Origin of the sequence: Clostridium sp. Marseille-P3244, from assembly GCF_900120155.1 — a bacterium.
GTDB lineage: Bacteria > Bacillota > Clostridia > Lachnospirales > Lachnospiraceae > Mediterraneibacter.
The window spans coordinates 588,821-602,130 of the sequence record NZ_LT635549.1; the positions used below are offsets into that span (position 1 = coordinate 588,821).

Below are 13,310 nucleotides of genomic sequence, written 5' to 3' on the forward strand. Positions count from 1 at the left end.
TCTGAAATACGATGTATTCAGATGGTCTGTTAAAGTTACCCTTTTTTATACATCAAAAAACTTCCAAAATCCTCTTGACTATTTATAGTTTGTCACCTCTGAACGGTAGTTAAACCGCCGGAAGTTTTCATTCTCTTTGATATCTCCAAAGTGCCCCTCTGTCTGGATCGACCGTATCTGCCGTTTCAGGATCCCTTCTTCACTCTGGATATTCCTGTTGGACTCTTCCTTCAGTTCTTCCCAGCGTTCGCTGATCTTCATGACCTTATTCCGGTCCGGATTTTTTTCGGCTTCGTATTTAGAAAGACATCTGGATTTCTGCTCACAGCCGCTGCAGTCCGCACGGCCGTATACCTCTACCGTCTGGGTATAGCCGTCCTGCTCTTTGCTCTCCGTCCGGATATGGCGCAGCTCCCTTCCATCATGGCAGATATCAATAATGCTCATCTTCAAAGACGGTGTATGTCATGTTGGAATACTTCCCGATGTCCTCTTTGTACGCCCGTGTCTTCCGCTTCTCATGGTCTTGAAGTTTGATATAACTCCGGATCTCATTCTCTTTCAGGTATACCAGGTTCTTTTCACTGCAGTAGCCGCTGTCAGCCGTCACTGCCTCCAGGGTATCCCCAAACGCGTTCCGGTGCTTTTCCAGAACCGGGATCAGCGTATTGTAGTCTGTCCGGTCATTACTTACATATCCGTGGACAATAAAGTAATTCTCTACCGCGATCTGGACATTGTATGCCGGTTTCAGCTGCCCGTTCAGCATATGGTCTTCTTTCATCCGCATGAAGGTTGCTTCCAGGTCGGTTTTTGAATAGCTGTTGCGGTCTTTCCCCATGATCTCAAAACATTCCTTATATTCCATCAGGCGGCTCCCGCATTCTTCCAGTTCCTCGTAGAGCTTCTGGATTTCCGGCTTATGTTTTCCCTTTCCAAAAACGAACCGGATCCCTTCTCCTTCTGCAATCCGCATCAGGTTCTTCTGCAGTTTCAGGATCTCAAGCGGGGAACAGTGATCGATCTCGATGATGGTGTTATTGGAGATCTTCTTATGCTTTGTCAGCTTCCGTTTCCTGTTTTCCGCGATAACCTTCCTGACTTTATCCATTCCTTCGATCACGAACATATGGGCATCCCCGAGGTCGTATTTGGGGCCGTATCCATTCTCAAGCAGAAAGGCATTATACTTTGCGTAAAGGGCATCTATGCTGTCCAGCAGTTTGACAAGGTGATAGTTCAGGCTGCCCCGCCAGACGAACGTATACCTGTTTGCATTCGCTTCGATCTTTGTCCCATCGATATAAAGCTCTTTCAGCGTGATCAGCCCTTCCTTTTCCAGACGGCGCATGAACTGATAGTTCAATTCATCTAACGCTTCTCCCGTCAGCTTTTTCCCTTTAAAATCGTAAAAAACATCCCGCTGAGGCTTCTGCCCTTTGGTCAGCCAGATAAAGGCAAGATCTCTCTGGCATAAGTCTACAATACGGTCAACCGCCCTGACCCCGCGCATGTTTGCGTAGGTAACAACAGCATACAGCATGATTGGATTATACCCGGTTCTTCCCTTATCTGAATAACAGGCCAACAGGCCTGAAAAATCTAATTCCTCCATCACGTTTTTCAGGGTATAGACTGGATCGTCATCGGGTAAATTCAATTCGAAGAAACTGAAGTTAATTTTTTGTTGCCCAATTTCAAAAAAGTCGTTATAATAATCTTGTTTTTGCATAGTTCCATTATAACATGGAACGGAGAGAAGGATGGTTGTCGTTAGCCATCTTTCTCTTTTTAGGGGATAAACTCAGGGGCAGGTGTGACTCGTGCGAGTCACACCTGCCCCTGTTTGGAACTATCTATTTCCCGATAGCCCCTTCTTCAGGATGAAATCGCCAAAACAGTTCCGCTTACTCTTCAGCGGCGGTGTCAGCCGCTTCATCTGCATCCGTATCAGCGGCGGCCGAAGCGCGGACTTCTGTTACGATTACGACAGTCGCGTCCAGGTCTGTCATAAGATCTACATCTTTATCTTTCGCGATGTCAAGGTCCTTCACATGGATCGTATCTCCGACTTTCATGTCTCCGATATCCAGCTCGATCTTTTCTACCAGAGCGGATGGCAGAGCCCGGAAATCAACTTCATGCAGCATCTGCTGGGCGACGCCAGCTACAAGCTTGTCTGCATTAAGAAGATGGATTTCCGCAGAGGAGTGTACCTTCTCTGTGCTCACCAGAGCCTGGAAATCGATCTCATCCACCCAGCCTTTCATCGCGTTGTAATCAACCTCTTTAATGAGAGCGTCAAAAGTCTGGCCTTCAACCTCAAGGCGTACTCTTCCTCCTTTGCCCTCTGTCTTGAGCAGCTGGTCCACATCTTTTTTCGTCATCTTGAGCGGAATGGATTCCGTCATCTCACGGCCGAAGATGCATCCCGTAACAAATCCTTCACGTCTGAGTTTCTTGGCTTTGATCGTCATGTCTCTTTTTTCAGCTTTTAAAGTATTCATTTATCTTTTCCTCCAATCACTGAATCACGCTTAGCAGCCTTCAACTTTTCATCACAAGCAGGTCTTGTTAAGTGTATTTCTTTGTTACACCTATAGTATAGCACCGGTGTCAAGGGGATCCGTATTTCAAATTTTACGTAAGATGGAAAGAGGCGGAAAATAAGGATTTGCAGTCAATTATAATAAAAAATTTTCAGGGGGGGGGTGTAAAAATTCAGTAAAAATACTTGCAAAATACAAATAGAAATAGTAATATAAAATGCGATCAAAATAATATGTGTAAAAGTGAAAAAGAAACATTTCCGTTTCGATTTAACTTCTGCCGCAGAAGGCAGAAGGATCAGAAATAAAATAAATTCTACGGGCCGATTTATCAGGCATCAAGAACAGTCATAAGCATATCGGAGTTATTCTAAATATAAAGTTTAAAGGAAAAGGGTGTGACAGGGTTATGAAAAGACACCAGTATCAAAGAAAGATTCCAATGATAAAACGAATAATGGCAGGACTTCTGTCTCTGTTACTTACCGTGGGAGTATTTCAGTGGGATATGCTCGTAAACGCCGCAGAGTATGTGCAGGCCGTGTTTTCTGAAGAGCTTTCAGAGGACAAGGCTTCTTCCGATGTAACGATAACCGTGTCTAAAGCAGCGGAAGATGTAGAGATCGTCCGGATCGAGACCCCGGATGGAACCGTCCAGGAAAACGCTGTTGAGACAACGTATCATGCCACAGAAAACGGCGATTATGAATTTACCGTAGTATACAGAGTCGGGGAAGGATCAGAAACAGAAGAAACTTTTTCATATACTGTCAGTGATATAGAAGATTCAGGAAATACAGAAGATAAAAGTCAGGATACGGAAGAAAATGCCCCGGCAAAAGCTCCCAGGGCAGCAGGTGATGTGACGATAAATTCAACAAATTTTCCGGATGAGGCGTTCCGGAATTTTCTGCTGGATCAGGAATATGGCGCGGACGGCGTGATCAGAGCGGCTGAGATAGAGAATATTACAGTTATTGAGCTGCCTTCAGGAGTAAGTTCTTCATATGGATATGTAGAAAGCCTGGAGGGAATTAAATATTTTACAAACCTGAAGGAACTAGAATGCAACAATAATAATTTATTAAGCATAGATGTAAGCGAGAATACAGCGCTTGAAAGGTTAGAAATTGATTACAATGAACTGACCAGTTTGGATGTAAGTGAAAATATAAATTTGACGGATTTAGCTGTTTCCTATAATAGTATTGCTTCACTGGATGTAAGCAGAAATATAAATCTTGAGTGGCTGAGATGCGGTGGCAATGATCTGTCAGAACTTGATTTAAGCAACAACCCTGCGTTGCAGTATCTTAATGTCGGGCGTAATCAATTGAAAGAATTGGATGTGAGCGATAATCCGGAACTGTATCATTTAGAATGCCGTTATAATCAATTGACTGAGCTGGATTTAAGCGAGAATCCGGAGATCAGCACTCTTTATTGCGATAATAATCAGCTTACAGAACTGAATCTGGCAAATAATAAGGAAGTATATTCCCTGCAGTGTGATAACAACCGGCTTACACAGCTTGATTTTTCGCCTAATACAGCCTTAAAATGGCTGGAATGTCAGGACAATGAACTTGAAAGCCTGATTATAAATTCAAGCAGGATAGAAGAGATTAATTGCAGCGGGAATAAGCTGACCAATATAGAATGCGCTGACGCGTCGAGTCTGACAGAATTTGACGGAAGTTCTCAGACGCCGGAAGTCGGATTGTACGAAGACAGAAGCCGGATGCGGTATCGAAGTGTTGCAGGTATTTTCCCGGAATCGACTACTATAACAAATTCTAATATCAGATTCGATAAAGACAGCAGATATATCTGGTCATTAAGTAACAGTGGTATATCAAATGTAGGCTTTACGGCATATCCTTTTGAAGATCAATCTCTGGGAGCGCTGACAGGGACAATGAACCTTACATATAGTGAATCCGGATTTACGATTGACGAACTGAATTTCCCCGATGAAAATTTCCGTAATTTTCTTCTGGAGCAGGATTATGGAAAGGATCGTGTCATTACAAATACCGAGCTGACCGGGATTACGGAAATAAACTGCAGTGGACGGGGAATAGAGGATCTGACAGGGATTGGATTTTTCACCTCACTTATAACCCTGGACTGTTCGGATAACAATCTGACAGAACTGGATGTCAGCAGTAACACAGTTCTGAGGAATCTATACTGTTCAGATAATGAACTGACCAGCTTGGTTACCGGAAACAGCCAGACGTTAAATTATCTTGACTGCCAGAGGAACCATCTGACAAACATGGATCTTTCAGGACAGCAGTCGATAGGAACCTTTTTTGCTGGCGGACAGACGATTACCGCTCCGGTTGAATACAACAGATACATACATTATTATACGGAAAGCGGCGTGCTGGAACCGGGAACAGAGTTGATACAGAGTGACGGGGCCACACTTGGAGACGATGGATCGATTACGATCAATAATATATTACAAACGCCCAGTGTAAGATTCAGTCTGGAAGTTTTAGAGTCGCATTATTCGGGCTATCTTCAAGGTACGGTTACTTTTTCATACGTGAAAGATATTACTGTCAAGGGTGGAATTATTACACAGACCGAAGCGCAGTCGGATGATGCATCCGCTGTATTATCGGAGAATGACTTGATCAGCGGGTACCCTTCTTATATGGGAGATACTGTTACGGCAACACCGGATAATACGAGGAATTTCTCGGAAGGTGTGCTGGGGAAATACCGTGTTACATATACATGGTCGGATCTTCCGGATGGAGCCCATGAGGAAGAACGGGATGTATATATTGTCCGTGATGACAGTGTGATTTCTTCTGACCGATCACAGAGTATCTATGCGGGGGATATAACGATAAACGCAGACGATGTTATTACGGCTGAGGAAGTTTTGACAGAGAGCGCTCCGGAATATACATATGTAGGCGATGAAACCAGTTATGTTTCTACGGATATTGCGGACTTCAGCATTTCAGAAGAAGATATTGATAAAGTAAACCAGTCGGAAAATGACAGTGAAGTCATCACCGTCACGCACACTGCCAGCGGTCTGTCAAAAGAAATTACTGTACAGCTGGAAAGGTTTACCGGTGTATGGATAACAGAAGAGTATTTCCCGGATGAGAATTTCAGAAATTATATTCTGGAACAGGAAAACTGGGGAGTAGATGACAACTTCCTTTCATTGGAAGAGCTGGCTGCTATCACGGAAATAGACTGTTCCAACAGAGGAATTTGGGATCTGGCCGGAATCGAATATTTTACGGCTCTGGAGCGGCTGACCTGTACCGGGAATCATCTGACAACGATAAAGTTCAGCAAGGAACAGACGATAAAAGCGCTTTTTGCTACAGATCAGGAACTGATTGTGCCGGTTACTCCGATTAATCCTTACCAGTATCAGACAGAGCCGGGCGTATTTAAAGGGAGCAATAGCACTTATATGTTCTCGCCTTATTCGATTCGGATAGATTCAGAGGGGCGTGCGATAGTAGGGCTCAATGTAGGATATGTGGAATATAGTCAGTATATTTTGACAGGGGTTCCCGAAGAGGGAAGCGCGCGCCTGGAAGGAACTGCTTATTTTGAAGGGTTTGGACTGCTTATAATAAAACAGAATTTCCCTGATGATAACTTCCGGGCATGGCTGCTTGAGCAGAGCTGGGGACAGGACAGACTGATAACTGACGGCGAGATGTCAACGATCACATCCATGAATTGCGCAGGAGAGGAAATAGCCGATCTGACCGGAATTCAGTATTTTACATCTCTGAACACCCTTGACTGTTCAGGAAACAGTCTGACAAGCCTGAATCTGAACGGTATGTCAGCACTGGATGATTTATATTGTCAGAATAACAATATCAGCAGTATAAATCTGACAGGATGTACGCTTGAAAATGCGGATATCAGCGGTAACAGTATCCGGGAAATAGAGTGTACGGCAAGTGTATTTCAAAGCCAGGAAAATTTCCGGGGAAGTAATCAGAGCTTGCCGATAACAATGACATATGATCTTGGCAGCGGTAAGTGGAAAAGTACGGAGCCGGTATTTAACACAGCACTGAATCCAAGATTGCCATCAGGAGCGGCTCTGGGTGCAGAAGTAGATGAAGGTGGATACATTTTACTGGATTCTACAGACAACCCTGCGTCAACGGTGTTTGAGACAGCAAACGCATCGGAGTATGACCTGGGATATCAGTTGAGTGGTACAGTTGCCTTTAGTTATCCGGAAGGTATCGTTATAAACGAAAAGAATTTCCCGGACGAAAACTTCAGGAACGTTCTTCTTGAATTAGAAGAAGGGAAAGACGGATTCTTCACTGTGGAAGAGATTGCGGGCATCACCACGCTGAACTGCCAGGGAAAACGCATCAAAGATCTTACCGGAATCAATTATTTTACCGCGCTGGAGACACTGAACTGCAACGCAAACGAGCTGACCTCGCTGAATATCGCGTACCTTGAAAATCTGCGGGTTCTGTACTGCGCGCATAATGAACTTACCAGTCTTAGTTTTGGAAGAATAAGGAATCTGGTGGAGATCGACTGCGGATTCAATCATTTAAAGACGGTACCGTCGTTGGGGGTTATGTCGAATCTGTACAAGTTTGAAGGAAGAAATCAGACGCTGGTATTTCCGGTTACATATGATACCGAAGACGCAGTTTATAAAACTGCGGAGTTTGTTCTGGAAAGCGGGACGGCAGTCACGGGAGACGGAATCAGTTTTGATGATATCTTCTGCCAGATTTCGCTCGAGACAGTGACCACAGAAACTCAGGCTAACTTCAGTTTAAAGGTTGCGAATACATACACGCCGAATCTGGAAGGAACGATCACATTTACCAACGTACAGGATATTACGGTTAAGGATGGGATCGTTACAGAATCCGAGGCAAAGCAGGGCGCGGATGCAGAGAATTTAAAGAATCTTGGCCTGATTACAGCGAATCCGGAAGAAGCGGCAGATACTGTCACAGCTACGGTCGGTTCTGACGCAGATTTTGCAGCGGGTAAATCCGGAGATTATGATGTCACTTATGAATGGACAGATATTCCGGACGGATCTCACAGCGAACAGCGCATGATCCGGGTAGTCCGGGACGGCAGCGTAATATCCGATGACCGTTCCCAGAGCATATATGCCTCTAACATTACGGTCAATGCCAGCGAATTAAAAGATATCACCGTGACAGATCTTTTGACGGAGTGTGCGCCGGAATATAACAAAATAGACAGCTCCGGCGGCTCTGCAGAGACTTCCCTGGGGGCTTTCAGTATTACAGAAGATGATCTTGCCAAAGTGCGGGCATGCGGAGGCGGTGAAGTCCAGATCACAGTCATCCACACGGGAAGCGGCATGGAGAAGGAGATCACAGTCCATATCAATCCGGATGAACCGACAGCTCTTGTGATTATTCCGAAAGAGATCGAGCTGGAGAAAACAGAGGGAAGCAGGACCGTGGAGGCCTCGGCCGAGTCATCCGTGAAAGTGGCTCCGGGACTGGGAGCAGATGTAGTGACTGAGGATATTACGATCATGTCGGATGCCACATTTGTGATCAGAAATGAAGAGAATGATTTGTTGAACTGCAATATCTATGTAGACGGAAAGAAATTCGGAGGAAGCCTGGTGGAAGGACGCTGCAGGCTTGCGGTGCTGAATGTATCAGGCAAACAGGAACAGGCCTTCGAGATCCGGGCGGTAAAGGATGAGCAGGATCCCAATACCCGGGGAATTTATACGGGAATAATGAATTATACGGTGAGGTATGGAGAGTAGAAAAGTATGAAGAGAATATTAAAAGCAATCACAGGTATTCTTGCCGTCTGCTCCTTCACTGTACTTACCGTACTTACGGCAGGGGCGGCAGAAACAGGAGAAGCGGAGACAAAAGTCAGCTTTACCGTCTCCCGGGATGGGAAATACACTTTAAGCGTTGAAGCTTCGGGCAACGGTGTGATCCGGGATGGAGAAAAGGACATCCGGGACGGTATCGTGGAGTACCAGCTGTCTGTGGGTGAGACCAAGGTTTTCCGGATCGTGCCGGACGAAGGATACAGGATCGGAAGAGTTATCTACGAGCAGCCGGAACTGTCCAGAACAGAAGATCTGACACAGCAGGCGCTTTCTGGAGAGATTCAGATTTCCATGGAGAGTACGGGGGCTGTCCTGAGAGTAGAGTTCGTTCCTGATACGTCATCAGGAGAAGTCGGACAGGAAGGTTCCGGAGCAGACGCAGCCAGGACCGGAGATACGTCTCGAATGCTTGGGTATATGGCGGCGCTGGCAGGAGCAGGACTGGTTCTTGCGTATCTGTCAAAGAAGAATAAGAAAGAACAGCAAAGCCATTTAGATTAAATGCATATGAACCGCATATGTGTGCACACAAAGTGCATTTGACATATGACGCCGGACTTCCGGCGGAGCAACAAAATTTCATTTTCAAGGAGGAGAAAAAATGAAAAGAAGAATTTTAAGTGGAATTCTTGTAGCTGCAATGGCTACAGCAATGTTCGCTACAACAGCATTTGCGCTGGAGGACAATCAGGCTGAAACAAAAGTCAGCTACAACAACACAAATCAGATCCCGGATCCGGACAATCCGGAAGATCCCCAGTGGGCAGTGGAAGTTCCGAGCAGCATCGTATTTACGGATGATATAAAGGAAGTTGACGCTACAGTAAAACTGGTTGCCACAGAGGGCGGCAGCATTTCAGGAGTCAGTGGCGTTAATGTAGCCGTTGCTTCTGCGCATAAGTACAAGCTTGAACTGGCAGGCGGCGCTGACCCGGTAGAGTATACGCTGACATACAGCGGACAGACGGCGAACAGCGGAACAGTCGGAACTCTGGCCGAGACTACTGCAGAGGAAATCAGCGGTAAAGCTGTGATGACAGGTACTGCTACACAGGCAGGAGACCATACAGATACTCTTACATATACGGTAACAAAAGAGTAAAGTCAACAACTTCATAAGAAGGGCTGCAGAGCAGCCCGCCTTTCACCGGGGGAGGGGCATTCGCCTTTTCCCCGGAAATTATGTTATAGAAAGCAGGTGATCTGCATTGGACCTTTCTTACATCAGGAGAAAAGGCTATGACAAAGAGCTGAAGAGGGCAGACGGCTCTATTATTGAATATTACAGCAAAGCAAGAATGAAGAAAAAATTTCCCCGGGGAGGGTATATCCTGGCAGGAGGGATCGGGAGCGGAATGGGCAGGCCCATCGGCCGTCTCCATACGGAGGAGGACAGCGTGCCTTATTACACGCTTCAGTATTCCCGGTTTACCCATGGCATTGACGGATATATTGACTGCGGGGATAAACAGTTTCTGGCTGTGGTGAAGAACCGTCTTCCCAGGAACCTGGCTCTGCTGATCCTTGCCATCGCTCTTGTGGCGGGCCTTGGGGTGCTGATCTGGTATCTGGCCGGAAGAGGAGACGGGCAGGGGCTGGATCCCAACGCTGAGGATTACGAGCCGTCGTTCGAGTACCAGGGATCCACAGACCCGGATCATATCGCCCTGCCGGGATATGAGGAGATCAATATGGCTGCGGGGACGGATACGGCCTATGTGGCGCTGTGGAATCCGCCGAGCAATCCCTGCTATTTCCAGTTTCAGGTGACCTATGAAGGAGAGACTCTCTACGAGAGCGGCCTGATCGAACCGGGGAAAGCAGTGACGGAAGTGCCTCTGGGACGGACCTTTGAAGCGGGCACTTACGATCTGGAGATCGTCATTAAGACGTTCTCGCTGGAGGATGCCGAGACGCCTATGAATGGCGGAAACATCGAATGTACTCTGAACGTATATGAGCAATAGACGGAAGGGGAGCAGACAGGGAGGAGAAAAAGGATGGAATACCGTTTAAGAGAGCGGGAAGAATGTGACAAGACCTGGCCTTTGGGAGAAGGAAGAGAGGCAAAGGGATACTCCTGCCGGGCTTTCCAGGAGCGATATCCGAAAGAAGCCGGCGGCTATACAGTGATCGGAGCCGTTGGTGAGGGATGTGGAGAAGAAGCCGGGGAATGGCATCTGGGGGAGGAGACAGAGAAATACTATGAACTTCCTGCCGGGCATTTTCTGTATAAGACGGCAGGATACATCGAGGTGGGAGAGAACGTTTATCTGGCAGTAAGAAAGAGCAGGCTGGCAGAGCGGATCTTAGAACTGCTCCTTCTCATTGCCGTCATTGCCGGGATCGCGGCCGGAGTATATTACCTGTTTCAGGAGAAAGAAGGGCCGGATATTGATCCGGGAGCGGGAAAATATACAGCGGATGTAGAACTGCCGGAGAATGTTGATCCGGACCGGATCACTCTGCCGGGCTATGAACAGATCACAATAGCGGCCGGTACAGATACGGCTTATGTGGCGCTGTGGAATCCGGATCAGAACCCCTGCTATTTTCAGTTTGAGATCGTGCTGGACGAGACAGAGGAGACAATCTATGAGAGCCGGCTGATCCCGCCGGGAAATGCGGTGACAGAGGTGCAGTTTGACCGGACATTCGGAGCGGGGACATATCCCGTGACGATTCGGATCTCCACATATAATCTTGAGGATTATGAGCAGGAGATGAACGGGGGAGAAGTTAAGGCTGAGCTGGTGGCAGTGGCGCAGGAATAGAGGGATATACAGACATAGAGAAACCGGAGGCGGACTTGCTTCCGGTTTCTTGGTTTTCGGGAGTAATAGTGAAGAGATTTTGCGCATTTTGGTAGAAATTCTGAGACAGATATGGTAGTATAAACACAAAGCATTTTCCACATTTCCATCATGGTTTATTCTCAGACGGCATGTGCCGTGTCAAAGTTCTGATAACAGATCCAGGAAAGAATTTCAATGCTTTTATCCCCAATCAATATGGCAGAGAGGCTTTCCCGGAGACAGAAGAAGGCGGGGCCTCCTGCACCAGTTTTACAAGAGGAGGGCGCCTATGAAGGACACGAAAGACACCAATGAGACCCATGTGAACCGGACCTATAAGTCCACGGTATTTGCCATGCTGTTTACAGAGAAGGAGAACCTGCTGGAACTGTATAATGCCATCAGCGGGAAGCATTACACAGATCCGGAACTGCTGGAAGTGAATACCCTGGAGAACGCCATCTATATGTCCATGAGGAATGACATTTCCTTTGTGGTGGACGGAAGGCTTTCCCTGTATGAGCATCAGTCCACTTACAGCTCGAACCTGCCCCTGCGGTTCCTGTTCTACATCTCGAACCTGTATTCGGGGATGACCCGGGAGGCGAACCTGTACGGGACGCGGACAGTGAAGATCCCGGGGCCGGAGTTTCTGATCTTCTATAACGGGAGAGAGGAGATGCCGGAGCGGCAGGTGCTGCGGCTGTCAGATATGTTTACCGCAAAGGGAGAGCAATGCGGACTGGAGCTGGAAGCGGTGATGCTGAACCTGTGCGGGGAGCACAACCGGAAGCTGAAGGAAGCATGCCGGAGCCTGCGGGATTATGCAGAGTATACGGACCGGATCCGGAAGTATGTCAGGGAGATGGAACTGGAGGACGCGGTGGAACGGGCGATCCGGGAATGCATCGGGGAAGGGATCCTGAAGGAATTTCTGGAGAAACACAGAGCGGAGGCGAAGAGCATGAGCATATTTGAATATGATCAGGAGAAGCACATGCGGATGGAGCGGGAAGAGGCCTGGGAGGAAGGCCATGCCCAAGGCCATGCAGAGGGTCATGCCCAAGGTCATGCGGAAGGATTTGCCGAAGGACAGACTGAGCTGCTGCAGAATCTCATCCGAAAGAAGTTGAAGAAAGGAGAGAGTGCTGCTGAAATTGCGGCTGATCTGGAAGAAGATGAAGCCATGGTCCGGAAGATGATAAAACAGCTGGAAAAGGCAGGTTCAAACAGCGGACCAAACGGTATGGAGATTCCGGAGAAAAACTCTTGCAATTGAATCCAGGTTATGTTAATATAAAAAACGGTCACTGCATATGCAGTGACCATTACAATGGCCCCGTGGTCAAGCGGTTAAGACATCGCCCTTTCACGGCGGTAACACGGGTTCGATTCCCGTCGGGGTCAGTCGCACGTAAGCGACTAAAATACAGTCGCTAAGTGCTCATACTCAAGGCGCAGTAGCCAAGTGGTAAGGCGTGGGTCTGCAACACCCTGATTCACCGGTTCAAATCCGGTCTGCGCCTTTTAAGGAACTCAGAACACATTATTTTGAGTTCCTTTTTTTATGCAGATTAATCAGTATCAAATTTTATACAGAAAAAATAAATTGCCCTGATTTTTCCGCTTTTAGAGCTTTATTTCAGTGATAAGCCATCATCCGCCTCAAGATTTTCCAGACAATATTCCAATGCCTGTATCACAAGTTCGTTAAATGATATCTCATGTTGAGCGGCGACTTTGGAACAGCTGTCGATCAGTTTCTCAGGAAGTCTCAGTGTTTTGTTCTTATACGTCTCTTTTTCAATTCTGAATCCCATTGCAATCTCTCCGTTCTTCTTTAATGTATATGTTTACAAGTCGTTACGTTTATAATACATTTTATTGCAAAAATTGTTCGATTTATACACTCTTATTTGACACAACAAGAAATAAACGGAATAATTAAAGATATTTGCAAATGAAAACATGTGTGTAAACTTATTTTTTATATTGTTAAAAAATGAGTTTCATATCGTTTAATCCGTATACAGGTTATCCTGATCCTGTTATTTTATGCCCTGTCTTTTCCTCTTAGAAATGATTATG

10 protein-coding genes and 2 tRNA genes are annotated in these 13,310 nt (G+C 46.5%); 8 read left to right on the forward strand and 4 right to left on the reverse strand.

The genetic code is table 11. From position 1 onward, the window contains the following. Positions 1–78: 78 nt before the first annotated feature. The 3 genes from BQ7367_RS14995 to BQ7367_RS04575 all read right to left on the reverse strand — a co-directional run bounded on the left by BQ7367_RS14995 (position 79) and on the right by BQ7367_RS04575 (position 2,507). Positions 79–447 (reverse strand): transposase, encoded by a 369-nt coding sequence (locus tag BQ7367_RS14995; RefSeq protein WP_442855350.1) that lies wholly within the window; start codon positions 445–447, stop codon positions 79–81. Continuing rightward, entirely contained in the window at positions 434–1,660 is a 1,227-nt protein-coding gene (locus tag BQ7367_RS04570; protein WP_442855351.1) for a transposase, read from the reverse strand. Before BQ7367_RS04570 ends, BQ7367_RS14995 begins: the two co-directional genes overlap by 14 nt. 247 nt (positions 1,661–1,907) lie before the next feature. Next, the gene (locus BQ7367_RS04575) at positions 1,908–2,507 is read right to left on the reverse strand and encodes a 50S ribosomal protein L25 (protein ID WP_072524402.1); all 600 of its coding nucleotides are present in this window, start codon (positions 2,505–2,507) and stop codon (positions 1,908–1,910) included. A gap of 484 nt (positions 2,508–2,991) precedes the next feature. Here BQ7367_RS04575 and BQ7367_RS04580 point away from each other — a divergent pair, with 484 nt between their 5' ends. The 8 genes from BQ7367_RS04580 (at position 2,992) to BQ7367_RS04615 (ending at position 12,748) form a co-directional block, all read left to right on the forward strand. Then, the gene (locus BQ7367_RS04580) at positions 2,992–8,349 is read left to right on the forward strand and encodes a leucine-rich repeat domain-containing protein (protein ID WP_072524403.1); all 5,358 of its coding nucleotides are present in this window, start codon (positions 2,992–2,994) and stop codon (positions 8,347–8,349) included. A gap of 6 nt (positions 8,350–8,355) precedes the next feature. Then, positions 8,356–8,928: a hypothetical protein gene (locus tag BQ7367_RS04585; protein ID WP_072524404.1), complete on the forward strand. Its 573-nt coding sequence runs from the start codon at positions 8,356–8,358 to the stop codon at positions 8,926–8,928. 100 nt (positions 8,929–9,028) lie between these two features. Further along, the gene (locus tag BQ7367_RS04590; RefSeq protein WP_072524405.1) at positions 9,029–9,529 is read left to right on the forward strand and encodes a hypothetical protein; all 501 of its coding nucleotides are present in this window, start codon (positions 9,029–9,031) and stop codon (positions 9,527–9,529) included. A 106-nt stretch (positions 9,530–9,635) separates the two neighbouring features. Next, on the forward strand, positions 9,636–10,394 hold the full coding sequence (locus tag BQ7367_RS04595; RefSeq protein WP_072524406.1) for a hypothetical protein: 759 nt from the start codon (positions 9,636–9,638) through the stop codon (positions 10,392–10,394). Between the two features lie 33 nt (positions 10,395–10,427). Then, complete coding sequence (locus BQ7367_RS04600; RefSeq protein WP_072524407.1) at positions 10,428–11,201, forward strand: hypothetical protein; 774 nt, start codon at positions 10,428–10,430, stop codon at positions 11,199–11,201. A 310-nt stretch (positions 11,202–11,511) separates the two neighbouring features. Then, positions 11,512–12,501: an RpnC/YadD family protein gene (locus BQ7367_RS04605; RefSeq protein WP_072524408.1), complete on the forward strand. Its 990-nt coding sequence runs from the start codon at positions 11,512–11,514 to the stop codon at positions 12,499–12,501. A 56-nt stretch (positions 12,502–12,557) separates the two neighbouring features. Continuing rightward, positions 12,558–12,629 (forward strand) — tRNA-Glu (locus BQ7367_RS04610). Positions 12,630–12,676: 47 nt separating this feature from the next. Then, positions 12,677–12,748: transfer RNA gene (locus tag BQ7367_RS04615), tRNA-Cys, on the forward strand. Between the two features lie 111 nt (positions 12,749–12,859). Here BQ7367_RS04615 and BQ7367_RS04620 read toward each other — a convergent pair. Beyond that, positions 12,860–13,042, reverse strand: coding sequence for a hypothetical protein (locus BQ7367_RS04620; RefSeq protein ID WP_072524409.1), 183 nt, complete (start codon positions 13,040–13,042; stop codon positions 12,860–12,862). Positions 13,043–13,310: the final 268 nt, after the last annotated feature.

What these genes read in the sequence shown, in the direction of transcription:
- BQ7367_RS14995 (WP_442855350.1), bottom strand. Translation starts at nt 447, where the DNA reads ATGAGCATTATTGATATCTGCCATGATGGAAGGGAGCTGCGCCATATC.
- BQ7367_RS04575 (WP_072524402.1), bottom strand. Translation starts at nt 2,507, where the DNA reads ATGAATACTTTAAAAGCTGAAAAAAGAGACATGACGATCAAAGCCAAG.
- BQ7367_RS04580 (WP_072524403.1), top strand. Translation starts at nt 2,992, where the DNA reads ATGATAAAACGAATAATGGCAGGACTTCTGTCTCTGTTACTTACCGTG.
- BQ7367_RS04585 (WP_072524404.1), top strand. Translation starts at nt 8,356, where the DNA reads ATGAAGAGAATATTAAAAGCAATCACAGGTATTCTTGCCGTCTGCTCC.
- BQ7367_RS04590 (WP_072524405.1), top strand. Translation starts at nt 9,029, where the DNA reads ATGAAAAGAAGAATTTTAAGTGGAATTCTTGTAGCTGCAATGGCTACA.
- BQ7367_RS04600 (WP_072524407.1), top strand. Translation starts at nt 10,428, where the DNA reads ATGGAATACCGTTTAAGAGAGCGGGAAGAATGTGACAAGACCTGGCCT.
- BQ7367_RS04605 (WP_072524408.1), top strand. Translation starts at nt 11,512, where the DNA reads ATGAAGGACACGAAAGACACCAATGAGACCCATGTGAACCGGACCTAT.
- BQ7367_RS04620 (WP_072524409.1), bottom strand. Translation starts at nt 13,042, where the DNA reads ATGGGATTCAGAATTGAAAAAGAGACGTATAAGAACAAAACACTGAGA.